This is a genomic window from Amycolatopsis sp. NPDC033938, from assembly GCF_055575975.1.
In genome coordinates this window covers 301404-320166 of record NZ_JBVIRO010000004.1, presented here as the reverse complement: position 1 = coordinate 320166, position 18763 = coordinate 301404, and the positions used below count along the sequence as shown (strand labels likewise).

The following is an 18763-nucleotide window of genomic DNA, read 5'->3' as shown; positions in this document are numbered from 1 at the left end:
GAGAGACTGGGCCCATGACCGACGCACCTGAGTTGACCCTCCCCGCGGACCTCAAGCCGGCCGATGGCCGCTTCGGCTGCGGACCGTCCAAGGTCCGTGACGAGCAGCTCGCCAACCTGGCGAAATCCGGTGCCACCTACCTCGGCACCTCGCACCGTCAGAAGCCGGTGAAGTCCCTCGTCGGCCGCGTGCGTGCGGGTCTGTCCGAATTGTTCTCCCTGCCCGAAGGCTACGAAGTGGTCCTCGGCAACGGCGGGACGACCGCATTCTGGGACGCCGCCGCGTTCGGGCTCGTGCGGGAGCGTGCGCAGCACTTCACCTACGGCGAGTTCTCCTCGAAGTTCGCCACGGTGACCAAGGGCGCCCCGTTCCTCGCCGACCCGATCGTCGTCAAGGCCGACCCGGGCAGCGCGCCCGAGATCGCCTACGAGGCCGGTGCCGACCTGGTCGGCTGGGCCCACAACGAGACCTCCACGGGTGTCGCGGTGCCGGTCCGCCGCCCTGAAGGCAGCGAAGGCGCGCTCGTCGCGATCGACGCCACCTCGGGCGCGGGCGGCCTGCCGGTCAAGGCCGAGGACTTCGACGTCTACTACTTCGCGCCCCAGAAGTCCTTCGCCTCCGACGGTGGCCTCTGGATCGCGTTGGCCTCGCCCGCCGCGGTCGAGCGCATCGGCGAGATCGGCGCGAGCGACCGCTGGATCCCCGAGTTCCTGTCGCTGACCACCGCGCTCGACAACTCGCGCAAGGACCAGACGTACAACACCCCCGCGGTGTCGACGCTGTTCCTGCTGGCCGACCAGATCGAGTGGATGAACTCGAACGGCGGTCTCGAATGGACCACCTCGCGCACCCGCGACTCCTCGACCCGGCTGTACGAATGGGCCGAGAAGACCAGCTACACGACGCCGTTCGTGAGCGACCCGTCGCTGCGCTCGCAGGTCGTCGGCACCATCGACTTCGCCGACGAGGTCGACGCCGCCGCGGTGGCGAAGGTGCTGCGCGCCAACGGGATCGTCGACACCGAGCCGTACCGGAAGCTGGGCCGCAACCAGCTGCGCGTCGGCCTGTTCCCGGCCATCGACCCCGAGGACATCACGAAGCTGACCCAGAGCATCGAGTACGTCGTCGAGCGCCTGGGCTGAGCTTTAGCTGTCTTTTCGCGCGTGAAGGCCCCCTTCCCTCGGCTGAGCCGAGGGAAGGGGGCCTTCACGCGCTTACGGGCAGGGGACTGACGGGTCAGCTGATGCCGGGATCGGCGGCCGGAATCGCCCTTATCCCGACTTCGCCGGGCCCCTGACGGTAGGGAAGGAGGCCTTCACGGACTTGGGGCGCACCGCGGCCAGCACCAGCAGCAAAAGTCCGTACAGCACAAAGGATTCCGTCGCCAGCCACCAGCCGAAGCTCCCGGCGGGCCGCGGCGCGAGCCACATCGGCGCGACGACGAACAGCGCCACCGTCACGGCCGCGAGCACGTAGGACCCCACCGACCGCATCCACACCAGCAGCGCCAGCAGAGGCACACACCAGACCCAGTGGTGCGTCCAGGAAACCGGCGAGACCAGCAGCCCGCCGATCGCGCAGGCGGTCAGCGCGTACACCGGTTCCGCGACCCGCACGATCACGAACGCGGTCAGCGCGACCACCACCAGCGCGGCCAGCACCCAGACGACGTCCTCCGCCGACCCGAGCCCGAACCGCGCCAGCATGCCCCGCAGCGACTGGTTCCCGACGTAACCGCGATCGCCGATGCGGCTGGTGTCGAAGAGGATGTTCGTCCAGAACTTCGCCGACGCTCCCGGCGCGATCAGCCACATCAGCAGCCCCGCGCCGAGAAATCCGGCGACGACCCGCGCGGCCGAGCGGAAGTCCTTGCGGAACAAGAAGAACAGGATGAACACGGCCGGGGTCAGCTTGATCGCGGCTGCGACGCCGATGAGCAGGCCCTTGCTACGCGCGCGTCCCGGCAGCAGAGCGTCGAGCACCACCATCAACATCAGCAGGGTGTTGATCTGGCCGAAGCCGAGCGTCGAGCGGACAGGCTCCATGAACCCGCCGGCCGCCTGCGCCCCGATCGCCGCCAGTACGGCGATGGCGCGGCCGCGGACGTCGGCGCGGTCGGTGAGCGAGCCGTTGAGCGTCGCGACGAAGAGGTACACGACGGCCCCGCCCGCGATGATCGACGCGAGCCCGACCAGCCTCGTCGCCAGCGCGGCGGACAGCAGGGTGCCGGGCAGGAACACCGCCGCCGCGAACGGCGTGTAGGTGAAGGGCAGCCAGCCCCCGTGCGTCTGCACCCAGGTGCCGTACGGGTCGCCCGAGTCGAGGAGCAGCCGGGCGCCGCCGACGTAGACCTCGAGGTCCTGGCCGTCGAACACCTTCAGCGTGAACAGCACGGCGACCACGATCACTTCGAGCGCGATCAGCGCCCCCGCGAGTCTCCGCCCCGACAATCCCACCAGCACCTGGCGAGATTACCCACCGCCACCTCGCAGTTCGTCCTCTGGATGCGGTAGTCGGCAGCACGAACCACCGCATCCAGAGGACGAAACGCGTTCTAGGCGAGGGCCTGGGTGGGCGGGAGGCGGGCCGCGCGCATCGCCGGATACGCCCCGGCGACGGCACCGACCAGCGCCGAGACCCCGACCCCGCCGAGCAGGGCGCCGACCGGGAGCACGGCCGGCCAGCCTTGGCTCAGCGCGTACGCGGACGTCACCAGCACCCCGACCAGCACCCCGGCGATCCCGCCGAAGCCGGACAACAGCACCGACTCGGCCAGGAACTGACCTCTGACCTGCCGTTTCGTCGCCCCGAGCGCGCGACGCAGGCCGATCTCCCGGCGCCGTTCCAGCACCGAGATCACCATCGTGTTGGCCACCCCGACACCGCCGACGAGCAGCGCCACCCCGCCGAGCCCGAGGAACAGGGCGCTGTAGGTGTTCTCCGTCAGCTTCTGCGCCTCCAGCGCCTCGGACGGACGGCGTACCTCGACCTCGTTGGGCGCCTCCGGGTTCATCGTCTGCGCGAGCACCGAACGGACGTTTTCGACCTGCGAGTCCTTCGCCCGGACGTACACGGTGCTCGGATGCCCCTCGAAGCCGAGGAGCCGCTTCGCGACGTCCCAGCCGACCAGCGCCGACCGCTCGATCTCCGGCGCGAGCGGCATCGGCCCGAGGATCCCGCCGACGGTGAACCAGTGCCCGCCGATGAACACCTGCGGCGGCTTGGCCGGGTCGAGGTGGTCGATCCCGAGCCGCGCGGCCGCGACCGAACCGAGGACGACGACCGGATAGTCGCGGGTGGCGTCTCGGAGGAACTGCCCCGCCCGGACCGATCCGCCGACGACGTCGAGCAGATCGGGCGTCGCCGCGTAGACGCCGAGACCGGATGTCTCGTCCTTGGCGATCTTGTCCGTACGCCGCACTGTCCCGCCGGTGGTCCCGATCGCGGACGCCGCCGTCACCGGGGCGATCCGTTTCGCCATCGGCACCGCGCTGTCCGGCAGGGTCGCGTCGCCGCCGAACATCGTCTTGCCCGGCCCGGCCGAAAGCAGGTTGGTACCGAGCGCGGCCAGCTGGTCTTGCAACGCCTTCGCGCCCGAAGCCGGGATCGCGAGCACCGCCACCATCGCGGCGATCCCGATCCCGATGCCGAGCGCGGACAGCACCGCGCGCATCGGCCGCGTCCGCATCCCGTGCGCGCCGAGGGTCAGCACGTCACGCGGGCCGAGCCGGGCCGGATCCGGCGTCTTGTCGAGGACGGGTGCGCTCACACCGTCTCCCCCGTCCCGGTGTCGAGCCGGATCCGGCCGTCACGCAACTCGATCCGCCGTGGGACGCCCGCCGCGATCTCCCGATCGTGCGTGATGATCACGACGGTCGTCCCCTGCGAGCTCAATGTGGCGAGCAGGTTCAGGATCGCCGCGCCGTTGCCCGTGTCGAGGTTCCCGGTGGGTTCGTCGGCCAGCAGGATCGACGGCGAGTTGACGACCGCCCGCGCGATCGCCACCCGCTGCCGCTCCCCGCCGGAAAGCTCGTTCGGGAAATGGCCTGCCCGGTGCGCGAGACCGACCCGGTCGAGCGCGGCGAGCGCCCGCTCCCGCCGTTTCCGTCGCGGCACCCCCGCGTACAGCAGTCCCGTGGCGACGTTGTCGACCGCGCTCACCCCCTCACTGAGGAAGAACTGCTGGAACACGAACCCGATCCAGCGTGACCGCAACGCCGAAAGCTTGCGGTCGGGCAGTTTAGCGACGTCGTGCCCGCGCAGTTCGATGACGCCGGTGGTCGGCCGGTCGAGCGTGCCCATCAGCTGCAGCAACGTCGACTTGCCCGAACCGGACGGCCCGACGATGGCGACCATCTCCCTGTCCTCAATGGACAGTGACACTTCGTGCAGCGCGCGCACCTCACCGGGATAGGTGCGTGAGGCGTCGCGCACGGCCAGCACCGGGGTCATGAAGTCGTCACCACCCGCATCCCGGCGGAGAGGCCGGTTCCGGTGACCTCGACGCGGCCGCCGGAGAAGAGACCGGTCTTCACCGCGACGAGCCGTCGTTTGACGCCTTCGTCCACCTCGACGGCGTATCCACCCTCGGCGAGCGCGAGCAGCGCCCCGACCGGCACCGCCAGCACTCCACTGTGGACTTCCTTGGTGAACCGCACCGAGACCGGCGTCGAGTCGAGCGAGCCGGCCGCGCCCGGATCGTCCAGGGTGATCTTCACCTTGATCGTCGGCTTGCCGTTGTCCTGTCCGGCGGAGTCCTTGCCGTTCTCCGCGACCTTGCCGACCTCGGTGATCGTGCCGGTCGCGGCCTTCCCGCCGGTGAGGTCGATCCCGACCTTGTCGCCCTCCTTGGCGATGGCTTGTTTGGCGGCGTCGAGCTTCACCTCGACGACGCGTCCGGTTCCCGTGTATTTCAGGAGTTCGCCGCCGCTCGGGCCGCCGAGCTGGGCGGCGAGCTGCGAAACCCGGATCTCGCCCGGAGCGAGGACGACGTCGCCCTGGCCGAAGGTGCCGGTCTGCTCGGCGCCCAGCGACTTCTGCCATTTCTTGAGCGCGGCGGCGGTGGCCGAGGTGAACTTCTTGTCGGGCGTGCCGAACCCGCCGAAGCCGAGCGCCTTCAGGTTCTCTTCCAGCTGCTTGACGTCCGGGCCGTCGGTCGCGCCGTCCGCGAGATCGCGGAAGAACGGCAAGGTGCCGTAGAACAACGGCACCGGTTTCGCGTCGACGCCGTACACCGCCTTGCCCCTGGAGAGCACCGTGCCCGCGGCCGGAAGAGACGTGATGGTGCCCTGTTTCCGCGCGGCGAGGGAGTTTTCCGCGCCGTAGCCCAGGGTTCCGCTCGCCTCTTCCTCCTCCTGCAGATCGGTCTTCTCGACCTTCGCGGTCTCCACCGGGGGCGGCGCCTGCCCGACCTGCCCGGCTTCCGACGTCACCCTGGTCATCACGACCACCGAGGTCGTCCCGACCACGACGACGAGGACCGCCGCGACGACGTACCAGCGAGCCCGGCGCGAACGCCGTACGCCGCCGGGTCCTTCGTGTTCGCTCATTTCGCCGGAGCCGCCCTCATGCTCATGCCGAGACCACAGGCTTTCGCCGCTTCTTCGAACTTCTTCATGTCCTGATCCGCGGTACCGAGCGCCATCGCTCCCTTGCCCGTGGGGTCGGGATCCGGGAAGTCGATGCCGTGCTCGCGCATGCACTTGGCTTCCTTGCGCATCTTGTCGAGCTCTTCCGGCGACGGCGGCTTGATCTCGCCGCCGTTCGGCAGCAGCTTGCGGCACGCGTCGCCCGCGGCCTTCAGCTTGTCGTCGCCGAGCCTGCCCTCGCCACCGGCCTCGATGGTGATCGAGCCCTGCCCGTCACCATCGGTCTTGGGATCCGGCATGTCGACCCCGTGCTCGCGCATGCATTTCGCGTAGTTGCGCATCTTGTCCTCGTCGGACACGTTGTCGGCCTGCTGCTTCCCGTCTCCGCCCGCGGCACTCGGCGGGGAGGAGATCGAGGCGACCTTGTCGCCGCCGTCCCCGTCGCCGCCACAGCCGGCCACCAGCGTCAGGACCGCCAAGGCGACCAGTGCCGCCATCGGTCGTTTCCGCATCGCTGCTCCTCCTCGATCGTCTTCGTGAGGTGGAGTTCTACGGAGCGGGCGATTCCGGGGCGGTAAGCGAAGTCGCTTATGCCGCGCTTACAGTCCCACTCAGCGGTACAGAGATCGGATCTATTTGCCGTCTTTCCGGGTGAACTAGCGGCTTAAGCAGCCTTCCGGGGGTTCACATCCGATCTATGTCTTCCTTAGAGTCCCGACGGTCCACACCTCAGCGAAGAGGAGTGCAAGATGCGCCGCCAGCCACTCCGGGCCCTCGTGGCCCTCGTCATCGCGACCACCGCGCTGGGCGTCACGCCCGCCGCCGCGGAAGCCGCTCCACCGCCCACCGGACCCGGGACCGACTACGCCTACGACGACCCGTTCACCGCCGACCGGACGCGCTGGTGGCGCGAAGACCGGTTCGGCCAGTTCATCCATTTCGGCGCGTACTCCCAGTTGCAAGGGAAGTACCAGCGCCCGGACGGAACCGTGTGCCAGGACGCGGAATGGATCCAGCGGAACTGCCAGATCCCGCGCGCCGAATACGAGCAGATCGCCGCGAAGTTCAACCCCGCCGGATTCGACGCGAACGCCATCGCGCAGACCGCCAAGGACGCGGGCCAGAAGTACGTGGTGATCACCTCGAAACACCACGAGGGCTACGCGATGTGGCCGACCAAGGTCAACAAGTTCAACCTGCGCGACCATTCTTCGTTCGACAAGAACCGTGACATCCTCGCCGAACTGAAACGCGCCACGGCCGCACGGGACGTCAAACTCGGTTTCTACTACTCGATCTGGGACTGGCACGATCCCGACTTCCCGGATCCGGCGACCTTCCCGAAGTACAAGGAGCGGATGTACGCCCAGCTCAAGGAACTCGTCGACAACTACCATCCGGCGGTGCTGTGGTTCGACGGCGAATGGAGCGCCGACCGGCCCAACAACCCGTGGACCGAAAAGGACGGCGAGGAGTTGGAGGCCTACGTTCGCGGCCTCGATCCGTCCATTGTGGTCAACAACCGCGTCGGCAAACGCCGGGTGGTCGACGGCGACACCGGGACTCCCGAACAGGAGATCCCGGACAAGCCCGTCGACGCTCAGCTCTGGGAATCGTGCATGACCCTCAACGGTAGCTGGGGTTACACGGATTGGGACCACAACTGGAAATCCCCGGCGGATCTGACCAGGAAACTGCTTTCGATCGCCGGTCGCAGCGGTAATTTCCTGCTCAATGTCGGACCTGATCGCAACGGCCGCGTCCCGCAGGAATCCGTCGACCGGTTGAAGCAGATGGGACAGTGGCTGCGGACGGCCAAGCAGTCCTCCGCGGTCTACGGCGCGAGCGCGCCGGGCCTGGTCGCCGAACCGGGCTGGGGCGTGGTGAGCCGTCGCGGCGACAAGCTGTACGCGTCGGTCTTCGACTGGCCCGCTTCCGGCGGTTCGCTGACCCTCGACGCGTTGGCCCCGTTCCGGGTTCGCGACGCACGGGTCCTCGGCAGCGGGCAGCGCGTGAAGGTGGAGCAGTCGTCCGGAAGCGTGAAGCTCACGCCGTCGGGCGGCCGGACGAACGACATCGCGACCGTCATCGAACTGACTGTCGATCCGCTGCCGCAGGCACCCGTCGGCCGCGGGACCGGGCTGACCGCGGAGTACTGGCCGAACGCGGACTTCGCCGGCTCGCCGACGGTCCGCCGGATCGAGCCGGGCGTGAACCACAACTGGAAGTTCACCGGGTCGCCCGACGCGAAGATCCCGGCCGAGACCTTCTCGTCGCGGTGGACCGGCGACGTGACCGCCCGGGACACGGGGAAGTACACGTTCACCACCGTCTCAGACGACACCGTTCGGCTCTGGGTCGACGGGAAACTCCTGATCGACAACATGACCCCGCACGGCCCGAGTGTCGACAAAGCGACCATCGACCTGGTCGCCGGGAGGTCGTACGCGATCCGGCTCGAACAGACCGAACGTGGCGGCGAGGCGTCGATGAAACTGCTGTGGTCCAGCCCGAACACCACCCAGCAGGTGATCCCGGCCCGGCAGTTGCACCCGGCAGGCTGATCCACGCTTATCCCGTGCTTACCCCCTCCCGGGGCAGACTGACCTGGTGAGAGTGCTGGTAGTGGAAGACGAGCGGCTCCTGGCGGACACGATCGCCGAGGGCCTGCGACGGTTCTCGATGGCCGTCGACGTCTGCTACGACGGCGAGCAGGCCCTGGACCGGGTGGGGGTGCACGGTTACGACGTCGTCGTGCTCGACCGGGACCTCCCGGTCGTGCACGGCGACGACGTCTGCGCCGCGGTGCTCAAAACCGGCGGCGAGGCGCGGGTCCTCATGCTGACGGCCGCCGCCGACGTCACCGACCGGGTCGCGGGACTCGGCCTCGGCGCCGACGACTACCTGACGAAACCGTTCGCGTTCGCCGAACTCGTCGCGCGGGTGCAGGCGCTGTCGCGGCGCGCGCGGCCGGCGCTGCCGCCGGTGCTCGAACGCGGCGGCGTCGTCCTCGACCTGCCCCGGCACCAGGCGTCCCGCGACGGCCGGTTCCTTCCCTTGTCCCCCAAGGAATTCGCGGTACTGGAGGTGCTCATGCGCGCCGAAGGGACCGTGGTCAGCGCGGAGGACCTGCTGGAGAAGGCGTGGGACGAGCACGCGGATCCGTTCACGAACGCCGTCCGGGTGGCGATGATGACGTTGCGGCGCAAACTCGGTGACCCGCCGCTGATCGAGACCGTGCCCGGCGCCGGTTACCGGCTCGGCTCGTGAAACCGCTCCGGCTGTCGATCCGCACCAAGCTGACGGCGCTCTACGGTGGTGCCTTCCTGCTCGTCGGACTCGCGCTGCTGATCGTCAACTACCTGCTGGTGAGTTCGACGCTGCCGGATTCGGCCGCGTTCGCGACCGACAGCATGGCGGGCATCTCGGTCCAGCGCGCATACCCCCTGGACACGACGAGCTTCCTGCCCGCCGAGCGCGCACAAGCCACTCAACTGGTCGCGACCTCACTCAGCGAGTACCGCTCGGACGTCCTTTCCACCCTGCTGTGGCAGTCGCTGGTGGCGCTCGCGATCGCCGGCGCGCTCGCCGTGCTGCTCGGCTGGCTGATGGCGAGCCGCGTGCTGCGGCCGCTGCACGCGATCACTTCGACCGCGCGGAAACTCGAGGCGGAGAACCTCGACCGGCGGATCGATCTCGACGGCCCCGACGACGAGCTCAAGGAGCTCGCCGACACCTTCGACGGCATGCTCGACCGGCTCGCCGTGTCGTTCGACAGCCAGAAACGCTTCGTCGCCAACGCCTCCCACGAACTGCGCACCCCGCTCGCGGTGCAGCGCACGCTGGTCGAGGTGGCGATGGCCGATCCCGACGTCAGCCCGGAGCTCCGGAAACTCGGCGAGCACCTGATCTACACCAACGAACGCAGCGAACGGATGATCGAGGGCCTGCTCGTCCTCGCGCGCAGTGATCGCGGCCTGGCCACGCGCGGCCCCGTCCGGCTGGACGAGGTCGCGGCGACGGTGATCCGCTCTGCTTCGAACATGGCCGAAGAGGCAGGTGTCACCGTGGAGTCGCGGCTGCGGCCGCGGACCGTGTCCGGCGACCCCGTGCTGCTGGAGCGGCTGGTCACGAACCTCGTGCACAACGCCATCACCTACAACCGCGAGGGCGGCTGGGTCCATGTCGACATCGGCGGCGATCCGGCGCTGGTGGTGCGCAACACCGGGCCGCAGGTCCCGCTGGACGCCGTACCCGCGCTGTTCGAGCCGTTCCGGCGGCTTTCGGGCGACCGCACCGGCGACTCGCGCAACGCCGGACTGGGACTGTCGATCGTCAGGTCCATCGCCCAGGCGCACGGCGGGACCGCGGGCGCGGAACCCGGCGGCCGGGGCGGCGGACTGGTCGTCCGGGTGCGCCTGCCGTAGATTCCCCCGATCGTGACTGTGCGTGTCCAGCGCGTCACACGGCGGACCGCGGCTTGCTCCAGCAGAATGCACTTGCTGCCATGAACAAAATAGTGAGCAGGACACATGACATCGGCGCGCCTCACACGTCAAGCCGACGCGCCGGATTACCGTGGACACCCACAAAGGTGAAGAGCAGGGGAGGCGAGAATGCGAGCGCTACGGGTGGTCGGGCTGCACGAGGACGGTAAGTCCATCGTGTGCGAGGACCCGGCGAGCCGCACGCGTTTCCTGCTCCCCGCGGACGAAAGGCTGCGAGCGGCGGCGAGGGGTGACATCACCCGCCTCGGCCAGATCGAGATCGAGTTGGAGAGCCAAATGCGGCCACGCGAGATCCAGGCACGAATCCGGGCCGGTGAGTCCGTGGAGCAGGTCGCGAGCAGCGCCGGCGTCTCCGTGCAGCGTGTCGAGCGGTTCGCGTACCCGGTCCTGCTCGAGCGCTCGCGGACGGCGGAACTGGCCCAGCGCGCGCACCCGATCCGCGAAGACGGCCCCGACGTGCAGACGCTCGGCGAGGTCATGGCGCACTCGTTCGGTCTCCGCGGCCACGACTACAGCCAGGCGACCTGGGACTCCTGGCGCGGCGACGACGGCAAGTGGGTCGTCGTGCTGAGCTGGAAGGCCGGCCGCTCGGACAACCGCGCGCACTGGTCCTTCTCCCCCGGCGCGCACGGCGGCACCGTGCAGGCGCTCGACGAGAACGCCGAAGTCCTGCTGAACCCCAACGCCTACCGCGCCCCGCGCACGGTGCGGGCGCTGGACCCCGGCAGGGACGCGGTCATCCAGCCCACCTTGGATTCGGTTCCCGACGAGCCGGTCGCGAAAGTGATCGACGCGCCCATCGCGGAACCCGAGGAAGATGTCGAGTCACCACTTCCGGCTGACGAGCCGGAGGAAGTGGCCGAACCAGCCCCCCGGGCGAAGGGGAAGAAGAACCACCCCATCGTTCCATCCTGGGAGGACGTCTTACTAGGCGTCCGATCCCAGCGAGGTTGACTTCGCACGTAATGGCCCCTTCCGGTGGAGGGGCCATTACGTGCGTCCGGGGACCTGTGCGATCAGGGATTTCGGCGCCACGAGGCAATACGCGTCGGTGACGATCCGTTCGATCTCGGCCCAGTCGACGTCGACGTCCAGCCGCACCCCGAGCCACCCCCGATGCCCGACGTACGGCGGCCGGAAGAACCGCTCCGGCTCGGCGGCCACCAGTTCCTCCTGCGCTCCGGCCGGGGCCGGGCACCAGAAGGCCAGCTTGTCGTCGTGATGGCGGTCGGCGTACATGACGAACGTCTTCTTGCCGCGAACGAACCACGTCGGCTCGCCGTGACTGAGCCGTTCGGAGGTCTCCGGCAGCGCGAGACACAGACGCCTGAGTGAAATGAGCGGATCACCGGCCATGGAATCAGTATCCTCGGCCAGGGGGATTCCGATGCAGGATTGGCTGGTCCGCACTCACCGGTTACGTTCCGAAGTGTTCGTCGGGGCACCGTACGTCCACGTGTCGCCGATGGAATGGCAAGTCGACCCCGACAGCCTCCGTGAGATCGCCAGAAGCCGCGGTTACCTGGAGATCCCGACGATGTTCCAGGGTTGCCTGAGTTTCCGGTTCTCCTCGCCGGTCCCCGTTTTCGACGGCCCCGACCTGCCTGACGCGGACCGGGAACGTTGGCTGCTGAACCAGCTCACCGGCTCGGACCACGTCTGGATCAGCCTCAAACACGCGAAACTCTCCGCCCGTCGCGCCACCGAAGTCGCCGCGACGGAAGGTCTGCGCGTCACGGCCGATTTCGGCGATTCGACCGATCGAATCCTGTTGTTCAGCCGGAGTCCCGTGCCGCCGCGGCTCCCGTTGCCGCCACCCACCGGCCTCCGGGGCTTCCGCTACCACTGGCTGAACTACATCGCGCCTGCCGTGGTCATCGTCCTGCTCACCATCGCGGGCGTGGTCGTCGGCGCTCCCGTCGAATTCGAGAGCCCGATGGCCACCCTGCTGTTCTTGGCGGCCTTCGTCGGCGCCATCCCGGCGGCCTTCATCACCAATCTGTTCCCGCGCACCACCAGAGCAGGCTGGCTCGCGCGCGAATTCAGATGTCCTTTGAGCTGATCACGCAGATCGCCGAATTTCACGGTTATGCGCTTTACGGACAGACTGCGACACAGGCGAACGGGCATTCGCGCGCCATCATGGCACCGAAGTCGCACGACCCCGCAGCCAGCGCCGGTCGGCCGGGCACCCCTGACGACACGGAGAGCGACTCCCGTAGATCTCTCAAATCATCCATCAGTGGTCAATGCGGCCGGTTCATTGTTACGTAAAATTACGAACACCTGTTCGAGCATTGTTTGGTATTATTGAGGGGTGTCCGAGACTTTTCTTCCTGAACTCCCGCAGGAGTTGTGGCGTGCCGGCAGGCTGGAGCTTGCCCATGGTGTGCGGCAGACCCTGCAGGTGATCCGGATTGCCTCCGCCGCCCTGGGGCAGTTTGTGGCGGAGGTCGAGTCCCGGGGTCCGAAAGACTTGTATGGCTATGGTTCGACGGCGTCGTGGCTTGCTGATGTGGCGGGGTTGACCCGGGGTGAGGCGGGCGCGGTCGTGCGGCGGGCGATCGCGTTGAACCCGACGCGTGCGTTGGATGGCACGGAGATTCCGGCGTTGGCTCCGGCGACCGCGGCGGCGGCTGCGGAGGGTGTGATCGGGGAGCATCGGATCGATCAGATCCTCGAGATCTTGAAGAAGATCCCGGCGGATACGGCCGTAGAGGATCGGGAGTATGCGGAGAAGGTCCTGGCTGATCTTGCCCGGGAGGCGGGACCTCGGGAGCTGACGAAGGCTGAAGCCAACCTGCTGGGGTGGCTCGACCCCGACGGCAAGGAGCCGAAGGATCCCGAACCGGCCCAACCGTCGCGGGAAGTCAGCCTGGAGCGCCGCAAGGACGGGTTCTGGAAACTCTCGGGGTTGCTGGATGATGAGCTGGGTGCCCGGACCGCGGCCGTACTCGACGCCTACGCCAAACCACGCCCGGTCGATGAGTTCGACCAAGCCGACCTCCGCACGAAGGCGGAGCGCCAGGGTGATGCGTTCGCGGAGGTCTTGGATCTGGCGATCGCGTGCCCGGACCAGCCCGGCACCAGCGGCTACCGGACCCTGCTCCATGTCACCATCGGGCTCGAAGAGTTGAAGTCCGGGATCGGCACGGCGTGTCTGGATTTCGTCGGGGAGATGACCGCCCGCGAGGCACGACTGGCCGCCTGTGATTGCTTGATGTTGCCGGTGGTGTTGAGCGCTTCCGGGGAACCGTTGGACATGGGGCGGCTGCGACGGTTCGTCACCTCAGGCCAACGACGGGCACTGAACATCCGCGACCGGGGTTGTGCGTTTCCGGGCTGTCATCGGCAGCCGAAACACTGCCACGCCCACCACATCGATCACTGGGCCGACGGCGGACCCACCGACCTGCGGAATCTCACCCTGCTCTGCGGCTTCCACCACCGACTGATCCACCACGGCGACTGGGAAGTCCGCATGGCGGCCGACGGGCTACCCGAGTTCACACCGCCCCAATATTTAGACCCGCTACGAAGACCCCGGCGCAACACCCTCCACCACGCCGCCTAACCCCCGCACGACCCGAGGAGCCCGCCAGCCACACCGGCGACGGGCCCCTCGTCATGCCCACAGACCGGCACCGAGCCACACGCCCCTCCTTCGGGGCGGACGCGAAATCAAATGTCCTTTATGGACGCCATGTTGCCGCCCCCGCTGCTTCTCATGTCGCGAGAACATCACTGACCGCCCGGCCAGACACCCTCAATAAGTCAACCGCGGCGTGCCCTGGGGGCTCAATGTTGCGAAGGCCACTTTCGCAAGACTTCATGGAGACCTTAACGAGGCTGGTCACCTTAGCGCCCCCGCACCGTCGTCACCCCTGGAAAACGACGATCAACACGCCGATCCACGCGATCCCGATCCCCGCGGCGGCACCGAAAGAAGCCCACCGCACGATCGGCACCCGCCGCGCGAGCCACAGCGAAGGCGTGATCCCGCCGGTCACGACGGCGGAAGCGAGCAGCGCGAACCAGCTGTTGGTCTCCCTCGCGAGGGTGTTCGCCAGCGCCAGCATCGCCACTACGACCACGGCCGCGACGAACGCGGAAACGGTCAGGCCGGTCAGCCACGGGGTCGGTTCCCCGCCGGGGTCCGGCGTGCCGAAAAGCCGCCGCGCGAGTTCGCTGCGAGGGGCCGGGGCGGGTGGGTCGACGATGACACCGTCGCCGGAGACGGGGTCGACGAAGCGGACCGAGGTGCCCATCGCGGCGGCGAGCCGCTGGGCGAGCTGGCGTCCTCGCTGGGAGACCACGGAGGCGGCTTCGGCGCCGGGATCGCCGGGGCGGGCGACGGTGCTGACGGCGGACGCGACGCGTGCCCACTCGTGCAATGCCTGAGCGAGGTCTGAACCAATCGCGAGGGAATGCGGGTCGACCTCTCGCGCGCTGTCGCCGCCCGGCCCGGCCAGCACCGCGCGTCCCTCACGGATCCGCAATTCCATGGGTTCTCCTATGCTCGCTCGGGTGCTCACGATAGCGGTGGACGCGTCTCGTAGAACGCGATCGCGCCCGCCGTGGCGACATTCAGCGAATCGACGCCCTCCGGCATCGGGATCCGCACCGCGACGTCGGCGGCGGCGATGGCCGCGTCGGTCAGGCCTGGGCCTTCCGCACCCAGCATCAGCGCGACCTTCCGCGGCGTTTGGTCCCGTAACTGGCGCAGCGAAACGGAATCCGCACGAGGAGTGAGGGCAGCGATACGGAAACCGTTTTCCCGCAGGAGATCGAGGTCATCGGGCCAGGCTCCGAACGTGGCGAACGGGACGCGCAGGACGTGCCCCATCGAAACGCGGACGCTTCGCCGGTAAAGCGGGTCCGAGCAGCCGGCACCGAGCAGGACGCCGTCGACACCCAGCGCGGCCGCGTTGCGGAACAGCGAGCCCAGGTTCTCGTGGTCACCAACGCCTTCCAGCACCGCGAGCACACGTGCGCCGTCGATGACGTCCTCGACGGCCGGCGGTGGAACGGGCCGGTCCGCGACGGCGAGGATCCCGCGGTTCAGGTGGAAGCCGACGACGTCGGCCATCGTCTCCGCCGAGGTCACGTAGCCGGGGGCGTCGACACCGTCGAGTCCGGCGCCCAATTCCCGGAACCGCCGCTCGACGCCGAGCAAGGCCCGCACCGGATAGCGGGATTTGAGCAGCCGTTCCACCACGACGGTGCCTTCGGCGATTACGAAGCCCCGCCCACCTGGCCTATCGGGACGCCGATCGGCTGTGGACAAGTCGCGGAAATCGTCGAGCCGGGGATCGTCCCGGTCGTCGATGGTGATCAGTTCTGCCACCGGGAGAGTGTGTCATCGCACTCTCCGCGAGCCGAACTGGTCCGATCGTCCAGCGTTCGCTGGTACGAACGGCTGCTTTTTGCTGTAAGTTAACCCCTAGTGACAGAGAGCACCAGTTTGGCCGCTAGCCGGGCGACTACGAGCCGTGAAACCGTTGGGCCGCCTGGCAGTCCCGCCTGGAACCCCGCGGATCTTGGCCAAGAGGAGCTCGACGAACATGGGTAAGGACCTTTCGGCGGACCCGTTCAAACCGCAGGATCGCGGACGGTACCGCCGGAAAGTCCAGCGCTGCCTCGACACGCTCGCCCGTATGCTCACCGACGGGAGCTTTTCGTTCCCGCGCAAGAACATCGGGCTCGAGGTCGAGCTCAATCTCGTCGATGCCGAACTGCGCCCGTCGATGACGAACACGACGGTGCTCGAAGCGCTGAACGACCCCTCCTTCACCACCGAACTCGGCCAGCACAACCTGGAGCTCAACGTGCCGCCCCGGCCGCTGGCCGGCGAGTCCGCGCTGCAGCTGGAGGACGACCTCCGCGCGTATCTGGGCGCCGCCTCGCGCAAGGCCGAGGAATCCGGCGCCTCGCTGGCGATGGTCGGCATCCTCCCGACCCTGCGGCACGAGCACTTCGACCAGAAGTGGCTCACGAACAACGCCAGGTATTCGCTGCTCAACGACCGGATCTTCGCCGCGCGCGGCGAGCGCACCGTGCTCTCGATGGAGGGGGCGCCGCTGCCGGGCAGGCAGCCGGAGCGGTTGCGCAGTTACTCCGAGTCGATCCTTCCCGAGGCGGCCTGCACCTCGGTCCAGCTGCATCTGCAGGTCGCGCCGGAGGAGTTCGCGGCGCATTGGAACGCGGCGCAGGCGCTGGCGGGCGTGCAGATCGCGGTCGGCGCGAATTCGCCGTTCCTGCTCGGGAAGGCACTCTGGCACGAGACGCGGATCCCGCTGTTCCTGCAGGCGACGGACACCCGGCCGGAGGAGCTGAAGAACCAGGGCGTGCGGCCGAGGGTGTGGTTCGGCGAGCGGTGGATCACGTCGATCTTCGACCTGTTCGAGGAGAACGTCCGGTACTTCCCCGGCCTGCTGCCCGAAACCGACAGCGAGGACCCGGTCGAAGCGCTCGACTCCGGCCAGGCCCCGAAACTCACCGAACTGCGGATGCACAACGGCACCGTCTGGCGCTGGAACCGGCCGGTCTACGACGTCGTCGACGGCCTGCCGCATCTGCGGGTGGAGAACCGGGTGCTCCCCGCCGGCCCGACGGTCATCGACATGGTCGCGAACGCCGCCTTCTTCTACGGCGCGCAGCGGGCGCTGGCCGAAGCCGACCGTCCAGTGTGGACACAGATGTCGTTCCAGGCGGCGGAGGAGAACATGTACGCCGGGGCGCGCCGAGGATTCGACGCGCAGCTGTACTGGCCGGGTATCGGCTGGATCCCGCCGGACGAATTGGTGCTGCGGGTCCTGCTTCCGCTGGCGCACGAAGGCTTACGCCGATCGGATGTCTCCGACGAGGCGAGGGAGCGCTATCTGGGTGTCATCGAGCAGCGATGCCTGACCAGGCGGACCGGCGCGGCTTGGCAGCGCGAGTACGTCCTGCGCGCTGAGGAGCGCGGCGCCGAGCGGGAGACCGCGCTGCACCGGATGCTGGGCCGGTACCTGGAGCTGTCGGCGACCGAGACGCCGGTGCACACCTGGTCGCTCGAGGCCTGACCGGCGCCTAAGGTGGTCACCCAGGGAGGTGGCTCTTGCCCAAGATCATCGGCCGGTCGCTGGAGGAACACCGGCGCGAGGTCCGCAGCAGGGTGTTCGACGTCCTGCGCGGGCAGCTTTACGAGCGCGGCTTCGACGCGATCACACTCGCGGGTGTCGCCGCCGAAGCAGGCCTCGGCCGTACGGCGATGTACAACCACTTCCCCGACAAGGAAAGCCTGCTGGTCGCCTTCGTCGAGGACGAGGCGACACGGTACGTCGAAAGGCTGAAGGCTGCCGTCGCGACCGCCGACACCCCGGTCGAGAAGCTCTCGACGTTCGTCCGGCTGCAGCTGCGGGTGCTGGCCGAGTACCACCTGCCGCCGGGGACGGCACTCGCTTCGGCGCTGGCGCCCGCCGCGTACCGGCGGATCAGCGCGCACGCCGACCCCATCACCGGCCAGTTGCGCGAGATCCTGGCCGAGGGGGTGCCGGAGGAGGACCCCGACCTCTTGATCCCGATGATCACCGCCGCGCTCGGCAGCCGTCACGTCGTCGACGTACCACCCGAAAGGCTGGATGACGCCATCGAAGGAGCCGTCCGGTTCGTGCTCAGAGCCGTCGGAATGCGGGATGACCGGGAAAAACCCGAAAATTAGGGTAGCCTAACCCGCACTTGTGCCTTACGCTCTTTCTGACAGTATGTCAGATCGATGCTTGGAGGCTCTGTCCATGCCGGTGACCACCGACGTCGAATCCGGGCCGTTCTCCGCGACCCTGCGCGCCTCCACCCTGCCCGCCCACGAGCGGGCCAACCACTCCGTGTACATGAACGCGCTGCTCGGCGGTGAACTGTCGCTCGAGGGGTACACCCGGCTGGCCATCCAGTACTACTTCATCTACCAGGCCATCGAGCAGGCCGCCGACAAGCTGGCGAAAGACCCGGTGGCGGGCAAGTTCGTCTTCGAGGAGCTGCGTCGGCTGCCGAGCCTCGAGCGCGACCTCGAACACCTCGTCGGCCCGGACTGGCGCGAGACCGTCCGCCCGCTGGCCTCGACCGAGCGGTACGCGCGGCGGGTGGCCGAGGCGTCGGACTGGTCCGGCGGGTTCGTCGCCCACCACTACACCCGCTACCTGGGCGACATCGCCGGTGGCCAGGTCATCCGTCGGCTGCTGGAGCGCAAGTACGGGGTGAGCGAGGCGGGTTCGCTGTTCTACCACTTCGACCAGCTGGGCAGCGCGCCCAAGTTCCGGGACGACTACCGCGAGCTGCTGAACTCGGCACCTTGGAACGAGGACGAGCGCGCGCGGTTGATCGACGAGGCGATCACGGCCTTCGAATGCAACATCGCGGTGTTCGACGAACTGGCGGACGAGCTGGACGCTTATCGGGCTGCCTGAGCGAGTGAAAATTCCGGCTTTCCTTCGATGATCGCCGTCACACCTCATTGACCTCCACCAAACTGGAGCTAGCAGAGTGGGTTTCAAGCGGCCTCCCCAACGGGTACAGCCGCTAAGGACAAGTCGTTTCACCTGGGGAGAAACGCGGCGCCCCCGGTCGCCGCGAACGGGTGAAGACGACTAAGTTCGTCAATGGAAACTTGTGTCGAAGACAGAAGGAGGG

General features: G+C 68.2%; 18 protein-coding genes. 10 read left to right on the top strand and 8 right to left on the bottom strand.

Annotation, left to right across the window (positions count from 1 at the left end; translation table 11 throughout):
* The first annotated feature begins 14 nt into the window (after positions 1-14).
* Positions 15-1142 carry a phosphoserine transaminase gene (gene serC, locus ACZ5ZX_RS14330; protein ID WP_044853910.1) on the top strand — a complete coding sequence of 376 codons (1128 nt, stop codon included), beginning with the start codon at positions 15-17 and terminating at the stop codon, positions 1140-1142.
* Positions 1143-1271: 129 nt separating this feature from the next.
* Here serC and ACZ5ZX_RS14325 read toward each other — a convergent pair whose 3' ends face one another.
* The 5 genes from ACZ5ZX_RS14325 to ACZ5ZX_RS14305 form a co-directional block, all read right to left on the bottom strand.
* Positions 1272-2462, bottom strand: a complete 1191-nt coding sequence (locus ACZ5ZX_RS14325) for a glycosyltransferase 87 family protein (protein WP_465502429.1) — start codon at positions 2460-2462, stop codon at positions 1272-1274.
* 92 nt (positions 2463-2554) lie between these two features.
* On the bottom strand, positions 2555-3769 hold the full coding sequence (locus ACZ5ZX_RS14320) for an ABC transporter permease (RefSeq protein WP_465502428.1): 1215 nt from the start codon (positions 3767-3769) through the stop codon (positions 2555-2557).
* Positions 3766-4452, bottom strand: a complete 687-nt coding sequence (locus tag ACZ5ZX_RS14315) for an ABC transporter ATP-binding protein (protein ID WP_465502427.1) — start codon at positions 4450-4452, stop codon at positions 3766-3768. The genes ACZ5ZX_RS14320 and ACZ5ZX_RS14315 overlap by 4 nt, the downstream gene beginning before the upstream one ends.
* A complete protein-coding gene (locus ACZ5ZX_RS14310; RefSeq protein WP_465502426.1) occupies positions 4449-5549 on the bottom strand; it encodes a peptidoglycan-binding protein in 1101 nt (366 codons plus the stop codon). The genes ACZ5ZX_RS14315 and ACZ5ZX_RS14310 overlap by 4 nt, the downstream gene beginning before the upstream one ends.
* The gene (locus ACZ5ZX_RS14305; RefSeq protein ID WP_465502425.1) at positions 5546-6100 is read right to left on the bottom strand and encodes a hypothetical protein; all 555 of its coding nucleotides are present in this window, start codon (positions 6098-6100) and stop codon (positions 5546-5548) included. Before ACZ5ZX_RS14305 ends, ACZ5ZX_RS14310 begins: the two co-directional genes overlap by 4 nt.
* A 237-nt stretch (positions 6101-6337) precedes the next feature.
* Between ACZ5ZX_RS14305 and ACZ5ZX_RS14300 the strand changes: the two genes are divergently transcribed.
* The 4 genes from ACZ5ZX_RS14300 to sepH all read left to right on the top strand — a co-directional run bounded on the left by ACZ5ZX_RS14300 (position 6338) and on the right by sepH (position 11050).
* A complete protein-coding gene (locus ACZ5ZX_RS14300; RefSeq protein ID WP_465502424.1) occupies positions 6338-8152 on the top strand; it encodes an alpha-L-fucosidase in 1815 nt (604 codons plus the stop codon).
* A gap of 46 nt (positions 8153-8198) precedes the next feature.
* Complete coding sequence (locus ACZ5ZX_RS14295; protein WP_465502423.1) at positions 8199-8858, top strand: response regulator transcription factor; 660 nt, start codon at positions 8199-8201, stop codon at positions 8856-8858.
* On the top strand, positions 8855-10015 hold the full coding sequence (locus ACZ5ZX_RS14290; RefSeq protein WP_465502422.1) for an ATP-binding protein: 1161 nt from the start codon (positions 8855-8857) through the stop codon (positions 10013-10015). Before ACZ5ZX_RS14295 ends, ACZ5ZX_RS14290 begins: the two co-directional genes overlap by 4 nt.
* Positions 10016-10204: 189 nt before the next feature.
* Positions 10205-11050 carry a septation protein SepH gene (gene sepH, locus ACZ5ZX_RS14285; RefSeq protein ID WP_465463923.1) on the top strand — a complete coding sequence of 282 codons (846 nt, stop codon included), beginning with the start codon at positions 10205-10207 and terminating at the stop codon, positions 11048-11050.
* A 36-nt stretch (positions 11051-11086) separates the two neighbouring features.
* Here sepH and ACZ5ZX_RS14280 read toward each other — a convergent pair whose 3' ends face one another.
* Positions 11087-11452: an MmcQ/YjbR family DNA-binding protein gene (locus tag ACZ5ZX_RS14280; protein ID WP_465502421.1), complete on the bottom strand. Its 366-nt coding sequence runs from the start codon at positions 11450-11452 to the stop codon at positions 11087-11089.
* 31 nt (positions 11453-11483) lie between these two features.
* On the opposite strand from ACZ5ZX_RS14280, the gene ACZ5ZX_RS14275 reads away from it, so the two are divergent.
* Together ACZ5ZX_RS14275 and ACZ5ZX_RS14270 are read left to right on the top strand one after the other, a co-directional pair.
* Positions 11484-12158 carry a hypothetical protein gene (locus ACZ5ZX_RS14275; protein ID WP_465502420.1) on the top strand — a complete coding sequence of 225 codons (675 nt, stop codon included), beginning with the start codon at positions 11484-11486 and terminating at the stop codon, positions 12156-12158.
* Between the two features lie 255 nt (positions 12159-12413).
* Entirely contained in the window at positions 12414-13670 is a 1257-nt protein-coding gene (locus ACZ5ZX_RS14270) for an HNH endonuclease signature motif containing protein (protein ID WP_465502419.1), read from the top strand.
* A 304-nt stretch (positions 13671-13974) separates the two neighbouring features.
* On the opposite strand, the gene ACZ5ZX_RS14265 is transcribed toward ACZ5ZX_RS14270, so the two are convergent.
* Positions 13975-14601 (bottom strand): DUF2537 domain-containing protein, encoded by a 627-nt coding sequence (locus ACZ5ZX_RS14265; protein WP_465502418.1) that lies wholly within the window; start codon positions 14599-14601, stop codon positions 13975-13977.
* A gap of 26 nt (positions 14602-14627) precedes the next feature.
* Entirely contained in the window at positions 14628-15443 is an 816-nt protein-coding gene (locus ACZ5ZX_RS14260) for a TrmH family RNA methyltransferase (RefSeq protein WP_465502417.1), read from the bottom strand.
* A gap of 217 nt (positions 15444-15660) precedes the next feature.
* Here ACZ5ZX_RS14260 and ACZ5ZX_RS14255 point away from each other — a divergent pair, with 217 nt between their 5' ends.
* From ACZ5ZX_RS14255 to ACZ5ZX_RS14245, 3 genes are all read left to right on the top strand, one after another.
* Entirely contained in the window at positions 15661-17160 is a 1500-nt protein-coding gene (locus ACZ5ZX_RS14255) for a glutamate-cysteine ligase family protein (RefSeq protein ID WP_465502416.1), read from the top strand.
* 35 nt (positions 17161-17195) lie between these two features.
* Positions 17196-17798 carry a TetR/AcrR family transcriptional regulator gene (locus ACZ5ZX_RS14250; protein ID WP_465502415.1) on the top strand — a complete coding sequence of 201 codons (603 nt, stop codon included), beginning with the start codon at positions 17196-17198 and terminating at the stop codon, positions 17796-17798.
* A gap of 73 nt (positions 17799-17871) precedes the next feature.
* A complete protein-coding gene (locus ACZ5ZX_RS14245; protein WP_465502414.1) occupies positions 17872-18540 on the top strand; it encodes a biliverdin-producing heme oxygenase in 669 nt (222 codons plus the stop codon).
* The last annotated feature ends 223 nt before the right edge of the window (positions 18541-18763 follow it).

Excerpts from the sequence above, each read along its gene's own strand:
- serC (WP_044853910.1), top strand. The coding sequence starts at position 15 with ATGACCGACGCACCTGAGTTGACCCTCCCCGCGGACCTCAAGCCGGCC.
- ACZ5ZX_RS14315 (WP_465502427.1), bottom strand. The coding sequence starts at position 4,452 with ATGACCCCGGTGCTGGCCGTGCGCGACGCCTCACGCACCTATCCCGGT.
- ACZ5ZX_RS14310 (WP_465502426.1), bottom strand. The coding sequence starts at position 5,549 with ATGAGCGAACACGAAGGACCCGGCGGCGTACGGCGTTCGCGCCGGGCT.
- ACZ5ZX_RS14305 (WP_465502425.1), bottom strand. The coding sequence starts at position 6,100 with ATGCGGAAACGACCGATGGCGGCACTGGTCGCCTTGGCGGTCCTGACG.
- ACZ5ZX_RS14300 (WP_465502424.1), top strand. The coding sequence starts at position 6,338 with ATGCGCCGCCAGCCACTCCGGGCCCTCGTGGCCCTCGTCATCGCGACC.
- sepH (WP_465463923.1), top strand. The coding sequence starts at position 10,205 with ATGCGAGCGCTACGGGTGGTCGGGCTGCACGAGGACGGTAAGTCCATC.
- ACZ5ZX_RS14280 (WP_465502421.1), bottom strand. The coding sequence starts at position 11,452 with ATGGCCGGTGATCCGCTCATTTCACTCAGGCGTCTGTGTCTCGCGCTG.
- ACZ5ZX_RS14275 (WP_465502420.1), top strand. The coding sequence starts at position 11,484 with ATGCAGGATTGGCTGGTCCGCACTCACCGGTTACGTTCCGAAGTGTTC.
- ACZ5ZX_RS14265 (WP_465502418.1), bottom strand. The coding sequence starts at position 14,601 with ATGGAATTGCGGATCCGTGAGGGACGCGCGGTGCTGGCCGGGCCGGGC.
- ACZ5ZX_RS14255 (WP_465502416.1), top strand. The coding sequence starts at position 15,661 with ATGGGTAAGGACCTTTCGGCGGACCCGTTCAAACCGCAGGATCGCGGA.
- ACZ5ZX_RS14245 (WP_465502414.1), top strand. The coding sequence starts at position 17,872 with ATGCCGGTGACCACCGACGTCGAATCCGGGCCGTTCTCCGCGACCCTG.